At 71.4% G+C, this 26,193-nt stretch carries 20 protein-coding genes and 1 pseudogene; 14 read left to right on the plus strand and 7 right to left on the minus strand.

Features of this window, described 5'->3' with window-relative positions; translation table 11 throughout:
* Nucleotides 1-123 precede the first annotated feature (123 nt).
* The 3 genes from AB0K02_RS10060 to AB0K02_RS10070 form a co-directional block, all read right to left on the minus strand.
* Entirely contained in the window at nt 124-1,866 is a 1,743-nt protein-coding gene (locus tag AB0K02_RS10060) for a BCCT family transporter (protein WP_365991983.1), read from the minus strand.
* Nucleotides 1,867-2,003: 137 nt separating this feature from the next.
* Nucleotides 2,004-3,311, minus strand: coding sequence for a M14 family metallocarboxypeptidase (locus AB0K02_RS10065; protein ID WP_365991886.1), 1,308 nt, complete (start codon nt 3,309-3,311; stop codon nt 2,004-2,006).
* A complete protein-coding gene (locus AB0K02_RS10070) occupies nt 3,308-5,284 on the minus strand; it encodes a Xaa-Pro dipeptidyl-peptidase (RefSeq protein ID WP_365991887.1) in 1,977 nt (658 codons plus the stop codon). Before AB0K02_RS10070 ends, AB0K02_RS10065 begins: the two co-directional genes overlap by 4 nt.
* A gap of 331 nt (nt 5,285-5,615) precedes the next feature.
* Between AB0K02_RS10070 and AB0K02_RS10075 the strand changes: the two genes are divergently transcribed.
* The 4 genes from AB0K02_RS10075 (at nt 5,616) to AB0K02_RS10090 (ending at nt 9,765) form a co-directional block, all read left to right on the plus strand.
* On the plus strand, nt 5,616-5,795 hold the full coding sequence (locus tag AB0K02_RS10075; protein ID WP_365991888.1) for a hydrophobic protein: 180 nt from the start codon (nt 5,616-5,618) through the stop codon (nt 5,793-5,795).
* A gap of 81 nt (nt 5,796-5,876) precedes the next feature.
* Entirely contained in the window at nt 5,877-6,227 is a 351-nt protein-coding gene (locus AB0K02_RS10080; RefSeq protein WP_365991889.1) for a PRC-barrel domain containing protein, read from the plus strand.
* A gap of 475 nt (nt 6,228-6,702) precedes the next feature.
* On the plus strand, nt 6,703-8,241 hold the full coding sequence (locus AB0K02_RS10085; protein WP_365991890.1) for a M1 family metallopeptidase: 1,539 nt from the start codon (nt 6,703-6,705) through the stop codon (nt 8,239-8,241).
* 498 nt (nt 8,242-8,739) lie between these two features.
* Nucleotides 8,740-9,765 carry a LacI family DNA-binding transcriptional regulator gene (locus tag AB0K02_RS10090; protein ID WP_365991891.1) on the plus strand — a complete coding sequence of 342 codons (1,026 nt, stop codon included), beginning with the start codon at nt 8,740-8,742 and terminating at the stop codon, nt 9,763-9,765.
* A gap of 32 nt (nt 9,766-9,797) precedes the next feature.
* On the opposite strand, the gene AB0K02_RS10095 is transcribed toward AB0K02_RS10090, so the two are convergent.
* Nucleotides 9,798-12,566 (minus strand): glycosyl hydrolase, encoded by a 2,769-nt coding sequence (locus tag AB0K02_RS10095; RefSeq protein WP_365991892.1) that lies wholly within the window; start codon nt 12,564-12,566, stop codon nt 9,798-9,800.
* A 256-nt stretch (nt 12,567-12,822) separates the two neighbouring features.
* On the opposite strand from AB0K02_RS10095, the gene AB0K02_RS10100 reads away from it, so the two are divergent.
* The 4 genes from AB0K02_RS10100 (at nt 12,823) to AB0K02_RS10115 (ending at nt 17,524) form a co-directional block, all read left to right on the plus strand.
* Entirely contained in the window at nt 12,823-14,124 is a 1,302-nt protein-coding gene (locus AB0K02_RS10100) for an extracellular solute-binding protein (protein WP_365991893.1), read from the plus strand.
* 95 nt (nt 14,125-14,219) lie between these two features.
* Nucleotides 14,220-15,167, plus strand: coding sequence for a sugar ABC transporter permease (locus tag AB0K02_RS10105; RefSeq protein WP_365991894.1), 948 nt, complete (start codon nt 14,220-14,222; stop codon nt 15,165-15,167).
* 92 nt (nt 15,168-15,259) lie between these two features.
* Entirely contained in the window at nt 15,260-16,072 is an 813-nt protein-coding gene (locus AB0K02_RS10110) for a carbohydrate ABC transporter permease (RefSeq protein WP_365991984.1), read from the plus strand.
* A 51-nt stretch (nt 16,073-16,123) separates the two neighbouring features.
* Nucleotides 16,124-17,524, plus strand: a complete 1,401-nt coding sequence (locus AB0K02_RS10115; protein ID WP_365991895.1) for a GH1 family beta-glucosidase — start codon at nt 16,124-16,126, stop codon at nt 17,522-17,524.
* Here AB0K02_RS10115 and AB0K02_RS10120 read toward each other — a convergent pair.
* Complete coding sequence (locus AB0K02_RS10120) at nt 17,496-18,383, minus strand: oxygenase MpaB family protein (RefSeq protein ID WP_365991896.1); 888 nt, start codon at nt 18,381-18,383, stop codon at nt 17,496-17,498. The two genes, AB0K02_RS10115 and AB0K02_RS10120, sit on opposite strands and share 29 nt — an antisense overlap.
* Nucleotides 18,384-18,625: 242 nt before the next feature.
* Between AB0K02_RS10120 and sph the strand changes: the two genes are divergently transcribed.
* Both sph and AB0K02_RS10130 read left to right on the plus strand, forming a co-directional pair.
* Nucleotides 18,626-19,615: a sphingomyelin phosphodiesterase gene (gene sph, locus AB0K02_RS10125; RefSeq protein WP_365991897.1), complete on the plus strand. Its 990-nt coding sequence runs from the start codon at nt 18,626-18,628 to the stop codon at nt 19,613-19,615.
* Between the two features lie 134 nt (nt 19,616-19,749).
* Entirely contained in the window at nt 19,750-20,829 is a 1,080-nt protein-coding gene (locus tag AB0K02_RS10130; protein ID WP_365991898.1) for a S1 family peptidase, read from the plus strand.
* A gap of 300 nt (nt 20,830-21,129) precedes the next feature.
* Here AB0K02_RS10130 and AB0K02_RS10135 read toward each other — a convergent pair whose 3' ends face one another.
* Entirely contained in the window at nt 21,130-21,606 is a 477-nt protein-coding gene (locus tag AB0K02_RS10135) for a macro domain-containing protein (RefSeq protein WP_365991899.1), read from the minus strand.
* A 113-nt stretch (nt 21,607-21,719) separates the two neighbouring features.
* Here AB0K02_RS10135 and AB0K02_RS10140 point away from each other — a divergent pair, with 113 nt between their 5' ends.
* The gene (locus AB0K02_RS10140) at nt 21,720-22,469 is read left to right on the plus strand and encodes a MerR family transcriptional regulator (protein ID WP_365991900.1); all 750 of its coding nucleotides are present in this window, start codon (nt 21,720-21,722) and stop codon (nt 22,467-22,469) included.
* A gap of 199 nt (nt 22,470-22,668) precedes the next feature.
* Here AB0K02_RS10140 and AB0K02_RS10145 read toward each other — a convergent pair whose 3' ends face one another.
* On the minus strand, nt 22,669-23,139 hold the full coding sequence (locus tag AB0K02_RS10145; RefSeq protein WP_365991901.1) for a MarR family transcriptional regulator: 471 nt from the start codon (nt 23,137-23,139) through the stop codon (nt 22,669-22,671).
* Between the two features lie 152 nt (nt 23,140-23,291).
* On the opposite strand from AB0K02_RS10145, the gene AB0K02_RS10150 reads away from it, so the two are divergent.
* The 3 genes and pseudogenes from AB0K02_RS10150 to AB0K02_RS10160 all read left to right on the plus strand — a co-directional run.
* Entirely contained in the window at nt 23,292-24,791 is a 1,500-nt protein-coding gene (locus tag AB0K02_RS10150; protein ID WP_365991902.1) for an MFS transporter, read from the plus strand.
* A 76-nt stretch (nt 24,792-24,867) separates the two neighbouring features.
* The gene (locus tag AB0K02_RS10155) at nt 24,868-25,794 is read left to right on the plus strand and encodes an NADP-dependent oxidoreductase (RefSeq protein ID WP_365991903.1); all 927 of its coding nucleotides are present in this window, start codon (nt 24,868-24,870) and stop codon (nt 25,792-25,794) included.
* A gap of 114 nt (nt 25,795-25,908) precedes the next feature.
* Nucleotides 25,909-26,075, plus strand: a pseudogene (locus AB0K02_RS10160) (type 1 glutamine amidotransferase domain-containing protein); the annotation flags it as partial.
* Nucleotides 26,076-26,193 lie beyond the last annotated feature (118 nt).

Raw genomic sequence — 26,193 nt, forward strand, 5'->3', positions numbered from 1 at the left:
CGCCCGAGCCGGGCGGACGGGCGGCCATGGGTTCGACGGGACCGGTCAATCGTCTCGGTCCCGGCCTCGTCGTGGCCCGCCGGACCCCGGCCACCGGGCTCCGCCTGCCCGGGGACCGGCCCGTCAGCTCCCGCCGGGGCGGTCCTTGTCCTGGTCCGGGGGCGTGTCCGTGTCCGGCGTTCCGGGGCCGCTCTGCGCCTCCTCCGGGGGGATCCGGCCGGCCTCCGGGCCCGTGCCCGGCCCGATGCGGATCTCGAACTCGCCCGCGTACTTCTCGTGGCCCGCGATCACCGCCGACTCCACCGCCTCCTCGGCGATCTCGCCGCGGACGATCAGGGGGTCCTGGCGCAGGTCACGCATGAGGGCCACGCACATGCCGATCATCACCAGCACGAAGGGGGCCGCCACGAGAATCGTCAGGTGCTGCAGGCCCGCGAGCGCGTCGCCCTTGCCCTCGCCGACGAGCAGCATCACCGCCGCCACGGCCCCGGTCACGACGCCCCAGAAGACGACGACGAGCCGCGCCGGTTCGAAGGTGCCCTTCTGGGAGAGCGTGCCCATCACGATCGAGGCGGCGTCCGCACCCGAGATGAAGAAGATGCCGACGAGGATCATCACGAGCAGGCTCATCGCACCCGCGATCGGGAACTGCTGCAGCACGCCGAAGAGCTGGCCCTCCGGCGTCGTCTCTTCCCCCATCCGCCCCTCCTCCTGGAGCCGCATCGCCGTGCCGCCGAAGACGGCGAACCAGACCAGGCTGACCGTGCTCGGCACGAGGATGACGCCGCCGACGAACTGGCGGATCGTACGGCCACGGCTGATGCGGGCGATGAACATGCCGACGAACGGCGTCCAGGAGATCCACCAGGCCCAGTAGAAGACCGTCCAGCTGCTCAGCCAGTCCGCGACGTCACCGCCGCCGGTCGCCGCCTCCGTCCGGCCGGCCAGTTGCGGCAGGTCGCCGATGTAGGAGGCCAGTGAGGTGGGGACGAGGTCGAGGACGAGGATGGTGGGCCCGGCGATGAAGACGAACGCCGCGAGCACCACCGCGAGCACCATGTTGGTGTTGGACAGCCACTGGATGCCCCGCTCGACGCCGGAGACCGCCGAGAACACGAAACACACCGTCAGCACCGCGATGACGGAGATGAGCAGCCCGGTCCCGGCCCGCTCCATCCAGCCCAGTTCCCGGAATCCGCTGCCGATCTGCAGGGCGCCGAGGCCCAGGGACGTCGCCGAGCCGAAGAGGGTGGCGAAGATCGCGAGGACGTCGATCACGCGGCCCGGCGCGCCGTTGGCCCTGTCCTTGCCCATCAACGGCTCGAAGACGGCGCTGATGTTCTGCCGCCTGCGTCGCCGGAAGGTGCTGTACGCGATGGCGAGGCCGACCACCGCGTAGATCGCCCACGGGTGCAGGGTCCAGTGGAAGAGGGTGGTGGCCAGGGCCGTCGACATGGCGTCCGCCGAGTCGACCGGATCGGTGCCCGGCGGCGGATCGGTGTAGTGCGCGAGCGGTTCGCTGACCCCGTAGAACATCAGGCCGATGCCCATGCCGGCGCTGAACATCATCGCCACCCACGACACCGTCCGGAACTCGGGCCCCTCGTGCTCCTGGCCGAGCGGAATCCTGCCGTAACGGCTGATCGCCAGCCACAGCGCGAAGACGACGAAGCCCGAGGCGGCCAGGACGAATGCCCAGCCGCCGTTGTGCATCAGGCCGCTCAGCAGAGTGTCGGACGCGCTCTCCAGTGCTTCGGTGAACGCCGACCCCCAGACCACGAAGGCGAGCGTGAGGACGGCCGTCACGCCGAACACGACCCAGTCGGTGACGGGCGGCCTGTCCTCGTGCGGGTGACGGCCCGGCAGCGCCGCCTTGACCGGGTACCACAGCCGTTTGCCCGGCTTCTGTTCCTCGTGCGACACGGGGGCACCTTTCACGTCTTCACGGAGTCCGATTGCACTCCCCGCTACCCCCTACCACACCGGGCAATCAGCTCCCGGGATCAACAGGCGTCGACAGGTTCGCCCTCCGTGAGGTGATAGGCCGCGCGGGTGTCGAGCAGCAGCGGCACCAGCTTGCGCTGGGACTGCCGCAGCGGCACGACGGCGCCGCCGTCGACGGGCCTGACCGCGACGCCGTGCAGCGCCAGTTCGTCCTTCACCTCCGTGTACTGGGCGGTGTCGAGGCGGTACGCGCAGGGCGGGTCCTGGAGGGTCTCCTCGGGTGTGGCCGGGTCGTTGTCGGCGCCGCCCAGGTACACCGGTCCCCGGTCCGCGAGACCGGCCCGCCGTGCGGCGCCGGTCGCCGCCTCGATCTGCCCCCGCCGCTCGTCACTGAAGGCGAACAGGCCCTTCAGCGCGGCGAGTTGGCTGTGCACGCGCCGGCGGTTGTTGACCGCCGCGTCCGCCTGCTCCTCGGGCGTCAGCGCGTCGACGCGGCTCTCGATCAGCAGGCCGACCGCGTTCTTGACGCCGGTCGCGTTGCGCAGGATGCGCTCCTGGCCGTCGCCCGCGGTCTGCCTGATCGGTTCCCCGGTGACCGGGTCGGTCCATATGCCGTACGTGCCGGTCGAATAGCCCTCGTGCCCTGCGGCCGGGCGGACGTAGCGCTCGGACAGCGTCTGCGCCTCGTGGTGGACGGCGTCGTCGGTGTTGAGGTTGCGGGGCCAGAGGTCGAACAGGTCCTTGTCGTAGTAGGGAGGCGTGGCTCCGTACTCGTGCAGGTCGTAGACCACGTCCGGGCGCCGGTCGCGGATCACGGCGGCGATGGCACGTCCCTCGGCGGTCCTCAGGGCGATGTGGTCGCGGTTGACGTCGACGCCGTCGGAGTTGCCGCGCGTGTCGGCGGCCCGGCCGTCGGGGTTCGCCGTGGGCACGACGAGGAGGTGGGTGCGGGACAGCAGCCGGCGGGTCGCCTCGTCCCTGCCGTACGCGAGGTCGCGGACGGTGGTCAGACATGCCTCGCGGCCGGACGGTTCGTCGCCGTGCTGACTGCAGATCAGCAGCACGGTGTGTGCGGCTTCGCGGTTGCCGAGGTGGACCAGTCGGAGGGGACGGCCCTGCTGGGTGGCGCCGATCCTCTCGACGGACACGGCACGGTTGTCGCGGGCCACGGTGGCGAGCAGCGTCTGCTCCTCGGGCTGGGTGGTCCAGCGGGCGCCGTCGCTCGTCTCGAAGCCGGTGCGCGGCACTCCGGGCGCGGCCTGGGCGGGCGCGGTGACCAGCGGTGCGGCCAGCACCGCCGCCACACCTGTCAGCAACAGGGCCTGCAGGCGGGGCGTCCGGAGCACGGTACGGGTGCGGGATGTCATCGGGCGCTGCCTCCGGGGATCGGAAGGACCGGACGCGGGCCCGCGACGCCTGCGGAGCTCCGATCGCGCGCGCCGGGACGGTCGGCGGTCGGGGCGGTGGCGCGGGCGAAGGCTGCGGCTCCGCCGACGAGGGGCAGGTCCGCCGAGGTGCGGGCGAGGTCGAGGGTGAGCCGGGGGGTGCTCGCCGGCGGGTCGATCAGGTTCCGGTCCGTGCCTGCCACGATGAGGGCGAGCCGGTGCCCGGCCGGGACGACGTGGTCGCTCGCGTGCAGGTCGAGGGTGATGGTGTACGGCGTGCCGGGGGTCAGCGGCCGTCCTTCGGCATCGGACGCGTGGTTGCCGAGGTCGGCCCAGCCGCGGCTGAAGATCGTGTGGCCGACGTCGGCGGTGTCCGCCGTCGTCTCCTTGAAGCAGGAGCTGTCGCCGGCGGTGCTCGCGCCCCAGCAGGTGCGTGCGGCAAGGGTGGTGATGCCTTCGCCGGGGGCCGCGTAGTCGCGGATGGCGGCGGGCCCGAGGTCGACGAGCACGGCCGTCAGATGGGCGCTCGTCGTCGAGGGGGTGGCGGTGACGGTGACCCGGCCGGTGCCGGACAGCCGCAGATCGCGGGCGAGGGGGCGGGTGACGAACCCGGCCTTGGCGGCCGTGGTGGTGTCCACGGCGGCGGCCCAGTCGCCTTCGTCCAGCGCCGGGTCGTCGGTGAACGTCTCGGTCGCGCCGGGGGGCGCGGGGCGCAGCGACAGCGTGCCGACGCCGGGAGCGCTGCCGTTGCCCGGACGCAGGGAGGTCGTGGCGGTGCCGCGCGGGGGCCAGACCCGGTCGGTGGACCACTGGTCGGGAGCGTGCTCGATGTCGGCCATCGGTTCGCGGTCGATGCCGTTGTCGAAGCCGAGCAGGTAGTGGTCGAACCAGCGGTGCAGGGTGGAGACCCACGCACCCCGCCGGAAGTCGAACGGGTCGACGTGGCCGGTCTGGGAGAGCCAGATCTTGCGCTCGACGCCGTTGGCGGCGAGCGCGTCCCACCACTGTCCGACGTGCTTGGCGCGGACGTTGAGGTCCTGCATGCCGTGCACGGCGAACACGCTGGCCCGCACCTCGTCCGCGTCCGGCACGTAGTCGCGTTCGGCCCACATCGGTGTCAGGTCGCCGCTGCGCGGGGCGCCGTCGACCAGGCGCTGCTGGACGGCCTGGCAGCGCGCCCGGGCCTCGGGGCTCTCGACGTAACCGGAGAGCCAGTCCGGGCCGGAGTCGTACAGAGGTGCTCCCTTGGCGAAGTAGTAGTCGTACCAGGAGGAGATGGCGCCGATCGGAACGATGGTCCGCAGTCCCCGTACGCCGGTGGCGGCGACGCCGTTGGCGATGGTGCCGTCGTAGCTCTTGCCGATCATTCCGGTGGCGCCCGTGGTCCAGTCGGCCCGGGTGCGTTCGCCGCCGGTGCGGGCGGTCCAGCCCTGGGCGCGGCCGTTCAGCCAGTCGACGACCGCCTTGGCCGACTGGATGTCCGAGCGGCCGCCGACGTCGACGCAGCCGTCCGACCGATTGGTTCCGGCCAGGTCGACGGCGACGAAGGCGTAGCCGCGCGGGACGAAGTAGTTGTCGTAGTAGAGCGGGAACTGGACGGGGTCGCCGTGCTCGTCGTACGTCTTGCGCTGGCTCTCGTTGCCGCGCCCGCAGCAGGAGTAGTACGGGCTGGCATCCATGATCACGGGGATCTTCCGCCCCTGACGGGCTGTCTCGCGGGGGCGGACGATGTCGACGGCGACCCGGTCGGTACGTCCGTCGCCGTCGCCGTCGAGCCGGGTGTCGACCCACACCGACTCGCGGATCGCGTTCTCGTAGGAGTAGACGGGTCTGCTCTCACGCGGGGGCGGCGCGCCCTGCGCGCCCGCGGGGATGCCCACGGCGAGCAGGGCGGCTAAGGCCGCGAGGACCAGCGATCTGTACGTCAGGCGGGTGGCCCGCACACGAATCGGCATGGGCCGGAAGGTACTCCGGTCAACTCGCGTGCGACAGGGGGCAATCGAGTGGCTCAGCCGGACCCGAGGCCGAAGCGGAGGCGCGGCGGGCGCACCGAGCGGGCTCGAGGCGGTGGCGGATGAAGCCGAAGGCGCGCCGCATTTCCGCTTCGCGTCGCGACGTTGCGGGCAGCGGCGACGCAAGTGCCATGTGCCGCCGACCACTGTGAAGTGGCCGGCGGCACTGTTCTGCGGACGCCGCCTGTACCCGGGAAGGGCTCCGAGAAACGCGCGTCAGTGCGCGCATGCCGGTTCGGGCGCGGGGCACACGGAATTTCGGAGGTGATGAGAATTGATTCCCCTGCTTCTCGTCCTATTGCTGGCGCTCATACTTTTCGGTGCCGGTTTCGCCCTCAAGGCGCTCTGGTGGATCGCCGTCATCGTGCTGGTGGTGTGGTTGCTGGGATTCGTGGTCCGGCCCGCGGCTTCAGGCGGCCGCCGGGGCCGCTGGTACCGCTGGTACCGCTGGTAGGGATGCGGCCCTGACGTGCAGGCGGCCCTCGGCCGTCGCCGACAACCCATCCCCGTACGACCCACAGTTGAGAGGACTCCCATGGACCCGAACCTCTGGGCCTGCACCCCCGCTTCCGGCCGTACGACCGGCGCCAGTCTGCTCGGCTTCAAGGTCGAGGCGACCGACGGCAGCATCGGGAAGGTCGACAAGCACTCCGACGAGGTGGGTTCCGCACACATCGTCGTCGACACCGGTCCGTGGATCTTCGGCAAGCATGTCGTGCTGCCCGCCGGAGTCGTTTCGAGCATCGACATCGCGGCGGAGACCGTTCATGTCTCCCGCACGAAGGAAGAGATCAAGAACGCACCCGAATTCGGGACGGATTCGCACGCCGACGACCCGGGATACCGGGACAAGCTCGGCGGCTACTACGGCGGCCTCATGGGCTGACGTCCGAACCCCCGAGGGCGGGGGCGGACCGGGACTCGTTTCCGGTCCGCCCCCGCCTTGTTCCAGCGCACTTCAGGCCATTGGACGCTGCCGGTCCGGGCTTGTCGGGCGAGATGCCGCCGGACGGGTGAGCCAGGCACTTCTCATGAGTTCGAGAATTGACGCTCCATCGCACAACGATAATTCCTGGGCGCTCCCAAAAGAGCCCGCATTCATCAGACGAAGAAGAATTTTGACCTTATGTGTTGCCCGGGTCGGTGCAGGGACTTGATGTGCCGGCGGTACCGTGACGTGCCGCCGGGAGCGCGTCCGCGGTCCCGGCGGCACGGTGTGTGCCGGGCCGCCGTGTGCCGACCGGATGACAATCGCATGACCGGATGGCATTCCCGTGAAAGGCCGAGCTTCGCTCCTGACCGGTGGCTCCTGCCGTGCGTAGAGTCCAGGAGATCGTTCGTCCCTACGACTTGGAGCTCTCGTGCACCGCAGAATCATCGTCCCGAGCGCGCTCGCGGCCACGCTCTTGCTGGCGATCCCGGCATCGGCCGCAAACACGTCGATCGGGGCCCCGGGCATCGGCGACCCCTATTACCCGGCAGCCGGGAACGGCGGCTACGACGTCTCCCACTACGACCTGAGGCTCAGGTACCAGCCGCAGACGGACCTGCTGGAGGGGACGGCGACGATCCTCGCCACGAGCACGCAGCGCCTGAGCCGCTTCAACCTCGATTTCGGGCTGTCCGTCCACGAGGTGCGCGTGAACGGCAGGAAGGCGGCGTTCACGGCGAGCGGCGACCACGAGCTGGAGGTCACTCCGGTGACGCCGCTGGAGAAGGGACGGCCGGTCTCCGTCGTCGTCCGGTACGCCGGCAAGCCGTCCGAGCTCAGCATCGGCGGGTACACCGCCTGGCACCGCACCCCGGACGGCGGAGTCGCCGCGCAGGAGCCGGATTCGGCGGTGTGGTGGTTCCCGAGCAACGACCATCCGCTGGACAAGGCGACGTACGACATCTCTGTCGCCGTCCCGGACGGCACCCAGGCCATCAGCAACGGCGTTCTCGTCTCGCAGAGTTCACGGCTGGGCTGGACGCGTTTCTCCTGGCGCTCCGACAAGCCGCAGGCGTCGTACCTGGCGACCCTCGCCGTCGGCAAGTTCGACATCACGACCGACAAGACCGCGGACGGACTGCCGGTCCTCAACGCGTACAGCAGGGACCTCGGCGCCAACGCGGGGGCCGCACGGGCCAGCATCGAGCGGACGGCCGAGGTCACCGAGTGGCTGACCGAGGTCTTCGGCCCCTACCCGTTCAACGCGATCGGCGGTTACGTGCCGAACGTGAAGAGCGGCTACGCGCTGGAGACGCAGACCCGCCCGTTCTACAGTCCGCGGCAGTTCGCGAACGGCGCCAACGTCTCCGTGGTCGTGCACGAGATGGCGCACCAGTGGTACGGCGACAGTGTGTCGGTGGACGGCTGGAAGGACATCTGGGTCAACGAGGGCTTCGCCCGCTACAGCCAGTGGCTGTGGTCCGAGAAGGAGGGCGAGGGCACGGCACAGGAGCTGGCGGACTACGTCTACGCGACGCGGGCGGCCGACGACCCGTTCTGGACGGTGAAGCCGGGCGACCCGGGCCCGGACAACCAGTTCCACATCGCCGTCTACGACCGGGGCGCGCTGGCGCTGCAGGCGCTGCGCAACGAGATCGGCGACGAGGACTTCTTCACGATCCTCAAGGGCTGGCCCGCGGAGCGTGCGTACGGCAACGCCAAGGTGGGCGACTTCGTCGCGTACGCGGAGCGCATCGCGGGCAGGCCGCTGGGCGCCCTGTTCGACACGTGGCTGTACGAGCCCGCGAAGCCGGCCGCGCCGACGGCGGCCGGGGTGGGGATCGCTCAGGCCGACGCCGCGGGCCCGGCGCAGCCGAGGTCCTGGAAGAAGATCGCGGAGACGAACACGATCCACGAGCACGAGCACGAGCGCCCGAAGGGGACGAAGGGGCACGGTCACGACCACTGAGGTGGCGGCTCGGTGCCCCGCTGCCCGAGGACAGCGGGGCACCGGCGCGTGCGGGCGGGCCGACCGGTGACGCCCGACCCGACGGCCGGAGGCCTGGCAGCACCGGCGCGTACAGTCCGGCCGGTGACGCCGAACCCGGCGGCCTGAGTCCGCGGGTCCCGGCGCGTGCCGGGGGCGCCCGAGCCGACAGCCGGAGTCCAGGCGGGGCCGGCGCTTGCGGGGCGGCCGGTGACACCGACCGGCCGCCCCCGTCCCGGCCGCATCGGCGGGAGACCGGCCGACGCCCGGACCTGACGCACCGTCGGCAGGACCGGGCTACGGGGGCGGTCATCCCCCGGGCCGGCGCACCCCACGGCAGCGTCGAGCGCGGCCGGGCCGCCGGCACGGCTCCCGTCCGGACCGCACCCGGTGGGAGCGCTCTCAGGCGGTCCGGCCAGGAGTTATCCTGAGCGGCGACAGGGCTCGCAGCCTACGGAGCAGACACAAGGAGCGCCCGCCGTGCCCGAGCAGACCGCAGGGTCCCGTCCCACGCTGGAAGCCGTCGCCGCGCGCGCCGGGGTCTCACGGGCCACGGCCTCCCGGGTCGTCAACGGCGGTGCCGGAGTGCGGGCTCCCCTGGTCGACAAGGTGCGCCGGGCGGTCGAGGAGCTGGGCTACGTACCCAACCACGCGGCCCGCACCCTGGTCACCCGCCGCAACGGCGCGGTGGCCGTGATCATCGCGGAGCCGGAGTTCCGGATCTTCTCCGACCCCTTCTTCGAGCAGCAGGTGCGCGGGATCAGCCGCGAGCTGACCGCGCACGACTCGCAGCTCGTGCTGCTGTGGGTGGAGGGCCCCGGAGATCACGACCGCATCGCCCGCTACCTCGACGGCGGCCATGTCGACGGCGCGCTCGCGTTCTCGCTGCACAACGACGACGAGCTGCCCGCCGTGATCGGCCGTGCCAGGATCCCCGCCGTCTTCGGCGGCCGGCCCGTCGTCGGGTCCTCTCCCGGGGTGCCGTACGTCGACTGCGACAACCGCGGCGGGGCGCGCGAGGCCGTGCGCCATCTCGTCTCTCTCGGGCGCACGTCCATCGCCCACATCGCGGGCCCCCGCGACCAGACCTCCGCGCTCGACCGTGTCGACGGGTACCGGGACGTGCTGGTCGACGCGGATCCGGACCTGATCCGCCAGGGCGACTTCACCGAGGCGAGCGGGGCACGCGCGATGGCCGAACTGCTGGACAGCCGCCCGGACGTGGACGGCGTGTTCGTCGCCAACGACCTGATGGCGTCGGGGGCCCTGCGGACGCTGCGCGAGCGGGGGGTGCGGGTGCCCGAGGACGTGGCGGTGGTCGGCTTCGACGACATGGAGTCCGTCGTCGTGACGACCCGCCCGGCGCTGACCACCGTGCGCCAGGATATCGAGGGCATGGGCCGGCTGATGGTCCGGCTCCTGATGCGGCTGCTGGACGACAGCGGCGGCGACACGCCCGCGTCCGTCATCACGCCGACCACACTGGTGCGGCGGGCGTCGGCCTGATCTCCGGCGCCCGCCGCCTGTCGCCTGGTCCGTCAGCCGTAGGGGATCACCAGCACGGAGGTGTCCGTCCCGGTCCGGAGCACGGACGTGCCGTTGCCGATCGCGCTCCACACCTCCAGCCGTACGGTGCCGCCGGCGAGATTGCCGAGCGTGCCCGTCGCCGACTTGAGCCCGCGCGACTGCGCGTACTCCTCCCAGCCGGTGACGGGGTCGGTGGCGAAGTAGTGGTACGTCTCGGTCCGCTCGAAGGTGCCGTCACCGGTGAGGTCGTAGCTGACGCGGGCCTGCTGGCCGAGGCCCACTGTGGCGCCCGCGTCCACCGGGAGCCGGAAGGCGGTCGAGGCACCGGGCCGAAGCGTGCCGGTCACGCCTCGGACCTCGTAGACCAGCGGACGGTACGGGGTGCCGTCGTGGTTGGCGCCGTCCGCGGACGCGATCGTGTCGCTGCCCGGCGTGCCGCCGGTCGCCGTGGTCAGGACACCCCCGCTGCGCAGCTGGAACGTGTTGCCCGTGGGCGGCTGGGGATCCGGGTCGCCGCCGCTGCCGGTGGCGGTCGCGGTCGACCGGGCCGGTACGGACAGGGTCCTGCCGTCGGAGAACGTCACGGTGCGGGCCGTCGCCCCGTGGTTGTGCGCCGCGTACGTCCGTACCGTTCCCTTGGTGAAGACGGCCGACGTCGGGATGTCACCGGTCACGGTGGCGTCCGGTGCGCCGAGGGCGTCCAGCGTGCTGATCCAGTGGTACGTGTGGGCCTTGGACTCGCCCTGCTCGGGCGTGTAGCCGGCGTGGCCCGCGTCCCACTTCGACCGGGCGGCCGCCGGGTCGGCGAGCGACTGGAACTCCCAGAGGATGTCGCGCCATTCGACGGCCGGGCCGCCGTTCTCCCGTTCCATCTCCGCGATGTTGCGCCGGATGGCCGCCTTCTCGCCGCCCAGGTGCAGTGAACCGCCGGTCACGGGCAGCACGTTGATGCCGTGGATCTCCTCGGGGTTCGCGGTCCACCAGGTGGCGTACGCGGCGCCGCTGCCCCACACCATGCCGGCCGTGTCATGGCCGAACGAGGCGGGGAAGACCTGCTCGTCGGCGTCGAACCAGTACTGCGCGATCGACTCCGACTCCGTCGTCAGCAGGTACGTGCCGAGGTCGCGCAGCGCGGTGTCGCCGGTCGCCGAGCCCCACAGGACGAGTGCCGCGCTGAGGTTGGTGGACTCCGACGAGGACTCCTGGTTGTTTCCCGCGGCGAAGCCCTGATGGCCGGACGCCCAGCTGTGCCCCGCGTACACGTCGAAGCCGCGCAGGAACGGGAAGGCGGTGTCGGTGCGGCTGGGGTTGGCGGTGTCCCTGACCAGCGTCTTCACCATGCCGCCCCATGCGGAGTCGGCCGCCCACCCCGGGTCGTACTGGGCGACGACGGCCGCCGCGTAGACGTAGTAGCCGTAGTGGAAGTGGTGGTCGTTGAGCTCGGTGTCGCTGCCGTAGGAGGCCGGGTAGCCGGTCAGCGTCCGCCAGTTCCTGTCGTACGAGAACTCCGACGCGCCGCCCGTGGTGAACCACTCCTGGAGCCTGCCCTTGATCAGACCGAGGAGCCGGTCGCGGGCGGCGCTGTCGCCGATCTGGTCGGCGATGGGCACGAGCTGGGCGAGACGGCCGAGCGCCTTGCCGGTCCAGTACGTGTCGGTGGCCCCTTGCAGCGGGTCCGAGGCGTTCACGACCTCGTTCAGATATCCGCGCAGGCGTGCCGTGTCCACGCCGTTGGACTTCGGCAGGGCGGGCAGCACCCCGGACGCCTTCTGGGACGTGGTGAACGACGCGCCCTCGCGGACCTTCATGGTGCCGCGCGGCGAGACGTACGTGTACGGGGTGAGCGGGTCGGTGGTGTGGAGCCACTGGTGGCGGTACAGGGCCTGGAGCGTGCCGCGCTCGCTGCCCTCCTTCGCCTCGGTGGTGAGCGTATACGTGGCTCGCACCGTGCCGCCCGTGGAGCTCCAGGCGACCTTCGATCCGGTGACGAAGCTGTAGGCGTACCTCCGGTACGTCGCGAGAGCGTCGGTGGAGGGCAGGACGGCGAGGGAGAAGTAGTCCTTGCCGCCGAGGCCCGTGCTGATCGTGGAGCCGGAGACGTTCCAGTCGCTGCCGCTGGGCGCGAACAGGGCGTAGTGGTGGCCGGCGACGGTGATGCCGAGGACGTTGCCCTGGTCGGCGAAGACGGTGGGGGCGGCGGCCGTGGTGATCTGGGCGTTCCCACCGGTGCCCTTGGCGTACACGAAGGGCAGTCCGTGCCCGATGGTGGTGCGCAGTGTGCGGGTGCCGTCGGACCAGTAGGGGGTCACGGTCCAGTCGGACCAGTCGTCGGCCTTGGTGTCGCGCGAGTTGAGGCCGGTGAGACCGATGGTCAGGTCCCGCTTGTGGGCGAACTCGTACTGGCGGCCGTCGCCGACGATCGCGGCGGTGGTGGGGTAGCCGACGTCGAGGCCGCCGGCGCCGGCCTGATAGGTGAGCGGGTGGCCGTACATGGGCGTGGAGTACGGGTTGTCGCCGTAGCGCTGGAAGGCGAGGGAGGACCACCAGTCGTTGGTGGGCACCGGCCGGGCCGAGGCAGCGGCGGTGACCTTGGGCGTGACCGGCGTGCCGGTGTTGGTGGTGGGGCCGGACGTGCCGGCGGGGCGGGCGTCGGAGTAACTGCCGGAGCCTACGGGGACGGTGGCGGCGGCCGCGGGTGCGGCGGCTGGGCCGAGTCCGACGGCGGCCAGGGTGGTGGCCAGGACCAGCGCGGCAGCTGGTCCGGTGCGGGGGGCTGGCATGGACGGCACCTCACGTCATCGTGGATTGGGGGCCGGAGAGCGCTCTCAGACGGCCGCAACGTAAAACTCCTGAAACGCACGTGTCAATAGATGAGACACAGACGGGAGTTGGGCCCGAGTCCAAGCCGTTATGCCTTCGACTATTGACGGGGCGAGCGCGGAGCGGGCACGCTCCAGTCGCCACATCTGAGAGCGCTCTCACGCAGCGTCGACCACCTGCGCTCTCGCTCCACCCCGAAGCCAAGGGAGGCTTCCCATGCCCATAGCCCGAGCCGCCAAGAGGGCCGCCGTCCGCCTGGGGGCGGTCGCGCTCGCCGGGGCACTGCTCGCCGCCTGCGGAGGTTCGTCCGACGGCGCCGCCGACAGTGCGGGCGGAAAGGTCACGCTCACCGTCGACCTGTTCGGATCCTTCGGCTACAAGGAGGCCGGGCTCTACGCCGAATACGAGAAGCTCCACCCGGACGTCACGATCAAGCAGACGGACACCGAGGACGAGGCCGACTACTGGAAGTCGCTGCAGACCCGGCTGGCCGGCGGTGGCGGTCTCGCCGACGTCCAGGGCATCGAGGTGGGGCGGATCGCGTCGGTGACCCAGCAGCAGGCCGGCACGTTCGAGGACCTGCGGACGTACGGCGCGGACAAGCTCAGAAGCCGGTTCGCCGAGGCCAAGTGGGCGGCCGCGACCGGCAAGGACGGCCAGGTGCTGGGGCTCGGCACGGACGTGGGCCCGGAAGCGATGTGCTACCGCACCGACCTGTTCGCCGAGGCCGGACTCCCCACGGACCGCGAAGAGCTCGCGAAGAAGTGGTCGACGTGGGACGGCTACCTGGAGCTGGGCCGGCAGTACAAGGAGAAGGCCCCGGCCAAGAGCGCCTGGCTGGACAGCGTCGGCAGCCTGTTCTCCATCATGATCGGCCAGGAGAGGGAGCGTTACTACGACGCCTCCGGAAAGCTGATCTGGGAGACCAACCCCGCCGTCAAGGCCGCCTGGGACACCTCGGTCGAGGCCGCGCAGGACGGACTGAGCGCCGAGCTCGACCAGTGGTCCCCGCAGTGGAACCAGGCGTTCGCCGCCGGTTCGTTCGCCACGATTCCGTGCCCCGCCTGGATGCTCGGCTACATCAAGGGTCAGGCCGGTGACGGCGGCAAGGGCAAGTGGGACATCGCGAAGCTGCCCGGCGGCGCAGGCAACTGGGGCGGCTCCTACCTCTCGATCCCGCGCGCCGCGAAGCACAAGAAGGAGGCGTACGAGCTGATCGCGTGGCTCACCGCCCCCGAACAGCAGGCGAAGCTCTTCCGCAAGCAGGGCAACTTCCCCTCGGCGACGGGCGCCATCGACCAGGTCGCCGACGCGAAGGACCCGTACTTCTCGGACGCCCCCATCGGGCGGATCTTCGGTGACGCCGCGAAGGCCGCACCTGTCCAGGTGCTCGGAGTCCACGACCAGAACGTCAACCAGCAGATCACCAACGCGCTGAGCGAGGTCGAGCGCAAGGGCACCTCACCCGACAAGGCGTGGTCGAACGCGAAGAAGGGCGTCGACAACACCATCGGCTGACACCCGCAGCCTCCGGCCTGGTCCCTGACCTCCCCCCGCCCCGGACCGGGCCGGAGGCCCCCGCCCCGAACCGACTCCTTCCGAAGGGCCGCACCGTGACCCTCACCGCTCCCGCGAAACCGTTCGCGCCGCCCGGGCCCCCGGCCGTGCGGCGCGCCTGGCGCAAGGTCTCCCCGTACGCCTACATCGCCCCCTTCTTCACGCTCTTCGCCGCCTTCGGCCTCTTCCCGCTCCTCTACACGGCGTTCGTGTCCCTCTACCGGGTGGAGCTCCAGACCCCCGGCGAGATGGAGTGGCGCGGGCTCGGCAACTACACCGCGCTGCTGGGCGACGAGTTCTTCTGGACCGCGCTGCGCAACACGTTCACCATCGGGGTGCTGTCCACGGTGCCGCAGCTGGTGATGGCCCTGGGCCTGGCGCATCTGCTCAACTACCGGCTGCGCGGACGGACGTTCCTGCGCACGGCGATGCTCCTGCCGTACGCCACCTCGGTGGCCGCGGCCACGCTCGTCTTCGCCCAGCTCTTCGGCCGCGACTTCGGCCTCGTCAACTACGTCCTGAAACTCGTCGGCATCTCCCCCGTCGACTGGCAGACCGGGACCCTCGCCTCGCAGATCGCCGTCTCCACCATCGTCATCTGGCGCTGGACGGGCTACAACGCACTGATCTACCTGGCGGGCATGCAGTCCATCCCGGGCGAGCTGTACGAGGCGGCCGAGATGGACGGGGCGTCGCGCTGGCGGCAGTTCTTCCACGTGACGCTGCCGGGCCTGCGGCCCACGATCGTCTTCACCGTCATCGTCTCCACCATCGGCGCCACCCAGCTCTTCGGCGAGCCCCTGCTGTTCGAGGGCTCCGTGTCGGGCGGCATCTCGCACCAGTACCAGACGCTCGGCCTGTACATGTACGAGCAGGGCTGGGGCTTCTTCCACCTGGGCCGGGCCGCCGCCGTCGCCTGGGTGATGTTCCTGCTGATCCTGGTGCTGGTCGGGGTCAACGCCCTGGTCGCGCGCCGCCGTTCCCGCAAGGAGGCCGGCCGATGACCGCGCTGGCAGAGCCGCCGGTGCAGCAGCCGGCCACCGCGACGCCCGGGCAGCCGAGGCGCCGACGGGGCCGGTCCGGCGCCGGCCGCACGATGCACGGCGGAAAGCTCGCCCACGCGATCCTGATCCTCGCGGTCCTCGTCTCCGCCTTCCCGTTCTACTGGACGATCGTCGCGGCCAGCCGGTCCAACGCCGACCTGGCCGGGGTGCCGCCGACGCTGCTGCCCGGCTCGCGGCTGATCCACAACTTCGAGGCGGTGATGGAGGAGGCCGACATCGGCAAGGCGCTGCTCAACTCCTTCGTCGTGTCCTCCTCGATCACCGTCGGCACGGTCCTGTGCTGCACGCTCGCCGGGTTCGCCTTCGCCAAACTGCGCTTCCGGGGCCGGGGCGCGCTGCTCGCCGTCACGGTCGGCACGATGATGATCCCGCCGCAGCTCGGCGTCATCCCGCTGTTCATGCTGATCGCCGAACTGCAGTGGGTGAACCAGCTGCAGGCCGTGATCCTGCCCGGACTCGTCTCCGCCTTCGGCGTGTTCTTCATGCGGCAGTTCCTCGTCCAGTCCCTGCCGGACGAGCTGATCGAGGCCGCCCGGGTGGACGGGGCCTCCACGGCCAGGATCTTCTGGTCGATCGTGGTGCCCGTCGCCCGGCCGGGAATGGCCGTGCTCGGCATGCTGACCTTCATGGCCGCCTGGAACGACTTCTTCTGGCCGATCGTCGCCCTCTCCTCGCAGGAGCCGACCGTCCAGGTCGCGCTGCGCCAGCTCGGCGGCGGCTATGTCCACGACCAGTCCGTGATCATGGCGGGCACCCTGCTCGGCACGCTTCCGGTGCTGCTGGTCTTCGGCCTGCTGGGCCGCCAGATCGTCGGCGGCATCATGCAGGGCGCGGTCAAGGGCTGACCCCGTGCCTTCCCCTCTCGTACGACGTCTCACTCCTGGAGTTCCATCCTCATGACCGCGCTCGACGCACGCCCCGACACGACGGCGACGCTCCGGTTCCCGGCGGGCTTCCGCTGGGGCACCGCCACAGCGGCGTACCAGATCGAGGGTGCGGCTGCCGAGGACGGGCGCACCCCGTCCATCTGGGACACGTTCAGCCGCATCCCGGGCAAGGTCCGCAACGGCGACACCGGCGACATCGCCGCCGACCACTACCACCGCGTGAGCGAGGACATCGCGCTCATGCGGCAGCTCGGCGTGACGGACTACCGCTTCTCGGTCGCCTGGCCGCGGGTGCAGCCCACCGGCCGCGGGCCGGCCGTGCAGAAGGGACTGGACTTCTACCGCAGGCTCGTCGACGAGCTGCTCGCCGCCGGCATCCGGCCGGTGGCCACGCTCTACCACTGGGACCTGCCACAGGAGCTCGAGGACGCCGGCGGCTGGCCGCAGCGCGAGACGGCGCAGCGTTTCGGCGAGTACGCGGGGATCATGGCCGGGGCGCTCGGTGACCGGGTGGCGACCTGGACGACGCTCAACGAGCCCTGGTGCGCCGCCTTCCTCGGATACGGCAACGGGGTGCACGCTCCCGGCCGCACCAGCCCGCTCGCCTCGCTGCGCGCCGCCCACCACTTCAATCTCGCGCACGGGTGGGCGGTCCGGGAGCTCCGCTCCCGGCTTCCCGCGCAGTGCGAGGTGTCGCTCACGCTCAACCTCCACGCGGTACGGCCCCTTTCGGACTCGGCCGCCGACGTCGACGCGGCGCGCCGGATCGACGCGGTCGGCAACCGGATCTTCCTCGACCCGGTGTTCCACGGCCGGCTCCCGCAGGACCTGGTCCGCGACACCGCCCCCGTCACCGACTGGTCGTTCGTGCGGGACGGGGATCTGGAGGCGGCGTCGGCGCCGATCGACTCGCTGGGCATCAACTACTACTCCCCCACCGTCGTCGCCGCCGGTTCGTCCCCGGCGCCGTCGCCGTGGGCGGGCGCCGAGGAGCACGTGCGCTTCCTGCCGGCGCCCGGCCCGCGCACCGCGATGGACTGGCCCGTGGACGCGGAAGGCCTGTACGAGCTGCTGACCCGGTTGCGCGACGACCTGCCGGGCGTGCCGCTGGTGATCACCGAGAACGGGGCCGCGTACGACGACTACGCCGACCCGTCGGGCGCGGTCAAGGACCCCGAGCGGGTGGCCTACCTGCGCGCGCACCTCGCGGCGGTGCACCGGGCGATCGAGGCCGGCGCCGACGTCCGGGGCTATTTCCTGTGGTCGCTGCTGGACAACTTCGAATGGGCCTACGGCTACAGCAAGCGGTTCGGCATCGTGCACGTGGACTTCGCGACCCAGCGGCGCACGCTCAAGGACAGTGCGCACTGGTACGCGGACGTCATCGCGCGCGGTGGGCTGAGCTCCTGAGCCGGCGGGCCAAGCGGACCTCGCGCCGGGCCCGCCGGGCGAGGGGCAGGTAGCGCAGCCGCTCGGGGAGCAGGGGCACCGCGATCCGGACGACGCGGCCGAACCGGCGCAGTGCGCGCTCCTGTTCGGCCGTCCAGTCCAGGCCGATGGCCTCGCGGGCTTCGGGTGGCATCAGTCCCACGGTCATGAAGCGGCGGAAGCGGGCGAGCGGGGGCAGCAGCATGGGCCACAGGGTCCGCAGGACGAGCCGCGGGAGCAGCGGGCCCCGGTCCGGAGGCGGCACCTGCGCGTGGACGTCGAGGAGTTCGCGTACGACGACGGTCGGCTCGATCTCGTCGGCGAGCATCGCGTGGAAGTAGGGCCAGAACTCCTCGATGCTCTGCGGCATGTCCCGGTCCTGGATGCCGAGGACGCGGCCGACCTGGAGCCACTCGGCGTACAGCTGTCGCTCCTCGGCCTCGGTGAGCGGGCGCACCAGGTAGCGGGCGGCGTGCCGGTAGACGGGGAAGCCGGTGGCGTGGACCCAGGAGTAGTGGGCGGGGTCGAGGGCGTGGTAGCGGCGGCCGTGGGCGTCGGTGCCCTGGATGGTGCGGTGCAGCACGCGCAGCCGCCGGCCCTCGGCGGCCGCTTCCTCGCCGCCGTAGATCCACAGCTGGAGCGAGCGCAGGGAGCGTTCGCCGCGGCCCCAGGGGTCGGTGCGGAAGACGGAGTGCTCGTCGACGCCCGCGCCGACGGCCGGGTGAGCGACCTGGAGCGTGAGCGCGGCGGGGAGCATCAGCAGGGCCCGGACGTCCCCGGCGAGGCTCCACAGCACGCCGCCGGGCGGGGGCGGGTCGACAGGTGCTGCGGCCCTGCTCATGGGGGTTCTCCAGGTGGTGCCTTGGTCCGGTTTCCCGGTGTGACGGTCACCTCCCAGTATGACGGCGGCCGCCGCACCCGGTGCCTGCCCCCCGGGACGGGGCGCAGGAGGAAACCCACTGTTGCGCCGGGGGCAAGAAAGTGGGCTCCCGCCTATTACCTGGAAGTAACTTCTGCTGGTTGGATGTGCGGCGCCGGTCGCACGGCCGGCTTCGAACCCCCCACCCGGAAACAGGAGATCCTGTGCTGAATTCCGCGCTCCGCCGCATCCCCGGCGCAGCCCTGACCGCCGTGCTCGCCGCCTCCACCCTGGCGGCGACCGCACCGTCGGCAGTCGCCGCACCCACCGCGGACACCCCGCGACTGAAGGTGCTGACGTACAACGCGTTCCTGTTCAGCAAGTCGCTCTACCCCAACTGGGGCCAGGACCACCGGGCGGCCGCCATCCCCGCGGCATCCTTCTTCCAGGGGCACGACGTGGTCGTGCTCCAGGAGGCGTTCGACAACTCCTCGTCCGACGCGCTCAGGAGCAGGGCGGCGGACCGGTATCCGCACCAGACGCCGGTGATGGGCCGCAGCAGGGACGGCTGGGACGCGACGAGCGGCGCCTACTCGGCGACGACGCCCGAGGACGGCGGTGTCACGGTCCTGAGCAAGTGGCCGATCGTGCGCAAGGAGCAGTACGTCTACAAGGACGCCTGCGGCGCGGACTGGTACTCCAACAAGGGGTTCGTCTACACGGTCCTCGACGTGAACGACACGAGGGTCCATGTCGTGGGTACGCACGCGCAGTCGACGGACCCGGGGTGCGAGGCGGGCGAGGCGGCCATGACGCGCAGCCGTCAATTCCGCGCGATGGACGCGTTCCTGGACGCCAAGAACATCCCGGCGTCCGAACAGGTGATCGTGGCGGGCGACTTCAACGTCGACTCCCGTACGCCGGAGTACGCACGGATGCTCGCCGACGGCGGTTTCGCGGGGGCGGACGCGCGGACCGGGCACCCGTACTCGTTCGACACGCAGGAGAACTCGATCGCGGCCGATCGCTACCCCGACGACCCGCGCGAGGACCTGGACTACGTGCTGCACCGGGCGGGGCACGCGCGGCCGGCGGGCTGGACCAATGAGGTGATCAAGGAGCAGAGTGCGCCCTGGTCGGTCTCCAGTTGGGGCACCACCTACACGTACACCAACCTGTCCGACCACTATCCGGTGATTGCCTCGGGCCAGTAGGCGCAAGCGCGCGGCGGCACCCTTGTATCGATGTCAGGGTCATGCCACATTGAGTCCGCAGTTCGGACTGGTCCAGTCCACATTGCCGTTCCCCACGGCAAGCCCCCCACGGACTCGTAGAAGGAGAAGCCCTGATGAGACGCACGCTCCGCGCGCGCATCTGCCTTCCCGCCCTTCTGGCCCTCACCGCCGTCGGACTCGGATCCGCCACGGCCGGGGCCGCCGAGCACCCGGTACCGGCCGCCGGCCCGGCCCCGGGCGTTGCGGCGACCGCCGTCCAGTACGCCCAGCACAGCTCGCTCGAACGCGCCCTCGGCGACCGCACCGCCGGCTCCTACCTCGACGCCGCGAGCGGCGAACTGGTGGTCACGGTGACGGACGCCGAGGCCGCCGAGCAGGTACGGGCGGCCGGCGCGCGCGCCGAGCTCGTCTCGCGCAGCGCGGCACAGCTGCGGTCCGCGATCGCCACACTGCAGGCCAAGGCCCGGATCACCGGCACGTCGTGGGGCATCGACCCCCGGACGAACCAGGTCGCGGTCGAGGCCGACTCGTCGGTCTCGGCTCGCGACATGGTCCGCCTGAGGACGGTCGCCGCGGCGCTCGGCGACAGCGTGCGGATCACGCGCGTGCCCGGCGTCTTCACCGAGGAGGTGGCGGGCGGGGACGCGATCTACGGCGGCGGTTACCGCTGCTCGGCTGCCTTCAACGTCTCGAAGGGCACGACCCGTTACTTCCTGACCGCCGGACACTGCACCAACTCCGCGAGCAGCTGGTCGGCCACCTCCGGCGGGCCGTCCATCGGCACCCGTGAGGGGACGAGCTTCCCGACCAACGACTACGGCATCGTCCGCTACACGGACGGCTCGGCACCCGCCGGGAACGTCAACCTGTACAACGGCGGCTACCAGGACATCAGCTCCGCGGCCGACGCGATCGTGGGCCAGTCGCTGCGCAAGTCCGGCTCCACCACGAAGGTGACCAGCGGCACCGTGACCGCCGTCAACGTCACCGTGAACTACAGCGCCGGTCCGGTCTACAACCTGGTCCGCACCACGGCCTGTTCCGCGGGCGGTGACAGCGGTGGCGCCCACTTCGCCGGCTCGACGGCGCTCGGCATCCACTCGGGCAGCTCCGGCTGCACCGGCACCAGCGGATCGGCCCTGCACCAGCCGGTGCGCGAGGCGCTGAGCGCGTACGGGGTCGCGGTCTACTGACCCCGGTCCTTCAGAGCGGGGCGTCCCCACGGCCGTGGGCACGCCCCGCGTCGCGTCCGGAGCGGGTCGCGCCGGTCAGCCCTCGGCGTACCAGTCGGTGTCGTCGCCGGCGGCGGCCGAGGTGCAGATCAGGTGGATGCCCACCAGGGCCGCCACCAGCCGCGGGTCCCAGACGCCGGCCGCCGCCCGGTACTCGTCGAGCGTCCCCGGTACACCAGCGGAGCCCGGCCCGCCCCGTCGCGCAGGGTCAGCCGCCGGGGGCAGGTCACCGGGATCGCCGCCCGGGGCCGACGCCGCCGGTCAGTCGTGGTCGTAGACCGTGACGTCGATGCCCCGCGACGTGAGCCGGGTGGCTATGAGCGGCTCGATCCTCGACCACGTGCCGCCCGCCAGTCCGCAGCCGATGCGCGGCATGTGGACCGATGCGCCCAGCTCCAGGGCCTGCTCGGCGACGGAGGCGAGCGCCGTGTCGATGGCCTCGTAGCGCACGGGAACGCCCTTGCTGCCGGTGCGTGTGCCCCGCTGCCCCACCATGTTGGCCACCCAGAGGTACGGGCCGACCTGGACGAACTGGGCCGCGCCCAGCCCGAAGTCGTTTCCCGCGCGCTGCCGGTGCCAGCGGCGGTAGGCCGCCTCGGGCTCCGGCCAGCGGCGGGAGAGGGCGAGCACGAAGCCCTTGCCCCAGCCCCCCATGTCGTTGCACACGTGCGCGATCAGTTTGACGCCTTTGCCCTGCGGCGCGGTGGCGTCCCCCCGGACGTATCTGATCTCGGACATGGCACAACCGTACGATGCGGCACTGACATCGCCGTCCTCCGGGCGCCCGGCTTTCACAACAGTGGTGAGACAGCAATACTGTTGGACCGGTGCGGTTCAGCAGAAGGAGGGTCATGGCGACCGAGACCGATGAGCCGACGCTCACCGTCGACGAACTGGCCGCGCGCGCCGGGGTCACCGTGCGCACCATCCGGTTCTACAGCACACGCGGTCTGCTGCCGCCGCCCGTGATCGGCCCCCGGCGCGTGGGCCACTACGGCTCGGACCACCTGTCCCGGCTGGCCCTCATCGAGGAGTTGCAGCACCAGGGCATGACGCTGGCGGCCATCGAACGCTACCTGGAGCAGCTGCCCGCGGACCTGAGCGCCCAGGACCTCGCCATCCACCGGGCCCTGGTGGCCTCATGGGCGCCGGAGTCGGCCGAGGAGGTGACCCGGCAGGAGCTGGAGCGGCGGGCCGGCCGGCCGCTGTCGGACCAGGACGTGGACCGGCTCGCCGCGATGGGCGTGCTGGACCGTACCGGCGGGGAGGCGTTCCGGCTCGACGGCTCGCTGCTGCGCCTCGGCGTCGAACTGCTGGACGTCCCCATCGCGCACGAGACGATCCTCGCGTCCCGCACCGTCCTGCTGGAGCACGCCCGGGCCGCGGCACAGGACCTGACGCGCCTGTTCCGCGACGAGGTCTGGGGCCCCTACCGCGAGCGCGAGTCGGACCCGGACCATGTGGCGGCGATGAAGTCGCTGTCCGCGCACATGCAGCCGATGGTGATCCAGGCGCTGGTGACGGCGTTCCAGCGCTCACTGCGGGAGGAACTGCGCGAGGCGTTCGGCACGGGCGGGCCCGGCCACCGGCGGGGCCGCTAGGGTCTGTCGCCACCTCGCCGGACTCCGTCTCCGCCCAGCACCGTCTGGATCAGCAGCCTCGTGATTCCTGTTGATCACGACAGGCGTCGCAGGCGTCGTCGCCGCGACCGTCCTCTTCGCCGCCTGGGTCGCCGTCGGCTGAACCGGCCGACAATCCCGCGGACCGCCGGCCGGCAAGGCCCGGCACGTCAGGCCGTGATCAGGCCGTCTCGTCGGGGTGCAGGCGTCCCAGCAGCTCGTAGAGGCTGCGGCGGCCCTCGTCGTCGAGGCGGGCGAAGGCCGCCGACGTGCCCCGCATATCGGCGCGGATCCGCCGGACGGCCTCCCTGCCCTCCTCCGTGGCGACCACGTTCTTGACCCGCCTGTCGGCCGGGTCGAGCTGCCGGGAGACCAGTCCATGGGCCTCCAGCCGGTCGACGAGCCCCGTGATGTTGGAGGCGTCACAGGAGAGCAACCCGGCGAGAGCACGCATGGGCGTGGGTTGCCGCAGATGGATGAGCATCTTGGCCTGCGTCATGGTGAGCCCCTGTACCGCGGCCGCCGCGGTGAGGTCGCGGTAGTAGCCGGCGGCGGCGCGTGCCAGGCGCTCCAGGAGCTCGACATAGGTGGGGTCGCCGCCCTGCGGGACTGGGGTCGCGGAGGCCGGGTGCGCGGCGGGGGTGCGGGACATGGATCCAGTCTAGGTGAGAATCAAAGTTTGACATCCTCAACCATTGACCTTTACCGTCGATCTCATCGCTTGAGTGCATCAAGCATCTACTTGTTTCGAGCTGAGCCCCTCCACCCGGCTCCGGCCCCTCGCCCCGCCCGAAGAGAGCGCCCGTGTCCCACACCCTTGCCCCGCCGCCCGGCCGACGCCGACGTGAGACAGCAGTCGTCCTGGTCCTGAGCCTCGCCGCCATGGTCGTGTCGATGATGCAGACACTGGTGATTCCGATCCTCGGCCTGATCGGGAGCAGCCTCGGCAGCACCGCGGCCGAGGTCAGCTGGGTCACCACCGCGACCCTGCTCTCCGCAGCCGTCTTCACCCCCCTGCTCGGCCGCTTCGGCGACCAGCACGGGAAGAAGCCGACCCTGATCGGCGTCCTGGTGGTGATGATCGCGGGCTCGGTCCTGGCCGCCACCACCGACTCGCTCCTCTGGCTGATCGTGGGCCGGGTTCTCCAGGGCGCCGCCACAGCGATCTTCCCGCTCGCGCTGTCGGTACTCCGCGAGGAGGTCCCCGCCCACCGTCTGCCCGGAGCGATGTCACTGGTCAGCGGCACCCTGGCGTTCGGCAGCGGCTTCGCCCTGGTCACCACCGGCCTGCTGACCCGCGGCGACAACGCCGACTACCACCCCGTCTTCTGGCTGGCCGCCGGGCTGGCCCTGGTCACGCTCCTCGCCGTCGTGCTCCTCGTCCCGGCAAGCCGCACCAGGACCGGCGGGCGCACCGACCTCCTCGGCGCGCTCACCCTCGCGCTCTTCCTCGTCCTGCTTCTGCTGCCGATCTCCCAGGGCCACGAGTGGGGATGGACGTCCGCCCGCACCCTCGGCAGCTTCGCCGGAGCGGTCGTCATGGCCGGGGTCTGGGCCTTCACCGAGAGCCGCGTGCGCGAACCGATGGTCGACATGAGGATGTTCCTCCACCGCCCGGTGCTCTTCAGCAATCTCGCGGGCCTCTTCGTCGGATTCGGGATGTTCGCCCAGTTCCTCGGCGTCTCCTACCTGGCGCAGATACCACAGGACGTCGCAGGCTACGGCTTCGGCGCATCCGTGCTCCGCGCCTCCGTCGCGTACCTGCTGCCCAGTACGATCGCCTCCCTCGTCGCCGCCCAGTTCGGCGGCCTGCTGATCCGCAGGATCGGCCCCCGTCTCACGCTCGCCCTGAGCGCCGTGACCGGCATCGCCGGCTTCGCGTGGCTGGCCGCCGCACACTCCTCGACCCCCTCGGTCATCGGCGCCGGAATGGCTGTCGGAACGGCCATCAGCCTCGGCTACGCCGCGATGCCCGCACTGATCGTCGCCGGGGTGCCGCCCCACCAGACCGGCGTCGCCAACGGCATCAACTCCATCTCCCGTTCGGTCGGAAGCTCGATCGGCAGTGCGCTGATCACGACGCTGCTCGCCTCCCGGACCATCGAGCACCTTCCGGCCGGAGTGCCCCCGCTGCCCGCCGAGAGCCAGTTCACCCTGAGCTTCACCATCGCCGGTGTCGCCTTCGCCTTTGTCCTGGCCATCGCACTGGTCGGCCTGAAGCGGCAGCGGCAGGCGCCCCGAGCGAAGCACCTGCCCGCCGTCGAGACGGCCCCCGAGCCGGCTGCCGCCACTGCGGCTGCCTGACGCCCCACCCACCCGATCCGCACCACTGCGATCGGCACGACCGCACCACCGCACCACCGCACCAAGGAGCACCACCATGAAGGCCATCACCTACCACACCTACGGCGGCCCGGGCGTCCTGGAATACGGCGACGTCCCCAACCCGAAGCTCGGCCCGGACACCGTACTGATCCGTGTGAAGGCCGCCTCCGTCAACCCGGTCGACTGGAAGATCCAGGCCGGATACCTGGACGGCGTCATGGACACCGTCTTCCCCGTCATCCCCGGCTGGGACGTGGCGGGCGTCGTCGAGGAGACCGGCGTCGGGGTCACCGAGTTCGCCCCGGGCGACGAGGTGATCGGCTACGTCCGTGAGGACTTCGTCTCCCGCGGCACCTTCGCCGAATACGTCGCCGCCCCGATCCGTACGCTCGCCCGCAAGCCCGCCAACCTCTCCTTCGAGGAGGCCGCCGGCATCCCGCTGGCAGGTCTCACCGCCTACCAGTCGCTGACCCGCGCCCTGAACGTGGGCAGCGGCGACACCGTGCTGGTGCACGCCGCGGCGGGTGGTGTCGGCTCCCTGGCCGTACAGATCGCCCGAGCGCTCGGCGCCCGCGTCATCGGCACGGCGAGCGAGCACAACCACGACTACCTGCGCGGGCTCGGCGCCGAGCCGGTCGCCTACGGCGAGGGCCTCACCGACCGCGTCAACGCCCTGGCGCCGCAGGGGGTCGACGCCGTGCTCGATCTCATCGGCGGCGAGGCCCTGAAGATCTCCCCCGGGCTGCTCGCCGCGGGCGGCCGGCTGGCCTCCGTCGCGGACGGCGCCGTCCTCGGCCTCGGAGGCCGGTACGTGTTCGTCCGACCCGACACCCAGGACCTCGAGGCGCTCACCGTCCTCGCGGAGCGCGGGCAGCTGAGCGTGGAAGTGGCCGCCACATTCCCGCTCGAGCAGGCCGCCGACGCACAGCGGCTCAACCAGGAGGGCCACACCCGCGGAAAGGTGATCGTCACCGTCGCCTGAGCCGCCCACCCCGCGCACGCCGGCACCGGCACGCCCCCTGCCGGACGAGAAGCCCTCCACTGCCGCGCGACCCGTGCGCACTGTGAAGGAGACAGCCGTGACCACAGTTCTGTCGTGACCACAGTTCTGTTCGTCGTCACCGGCTCCGACCACTGGACGCTCGCCGGCGGCACCCAGCGCCCGACCGGCTGCTGGGCTGAGGAACTCGCCGCACCACACCGGCTGTTCCGCGAGCCGGGTTCGACGTCACCCTCGCCACACCCGGCGGCGTGGCTCCGACGCATTTCCGGCTTCCGCGGGATCGACGAGGGAGACGGCTCCGGAGCTGTTGCCCGGCGGATCGCGGCCGTGGGCGCGATCCGCCGGGCGTGGGTCTCCACCGCCCTCATCGAGGCAGGG

It is taken from the genome of Streptomyces sp. NPDC049597 (assembly GCF_040675505.1).
Lineage (GTDB): Bacteria > Actinomycetota > Actinomycetes > Streptomycetales > Streptomycetaceae > Streptomyces.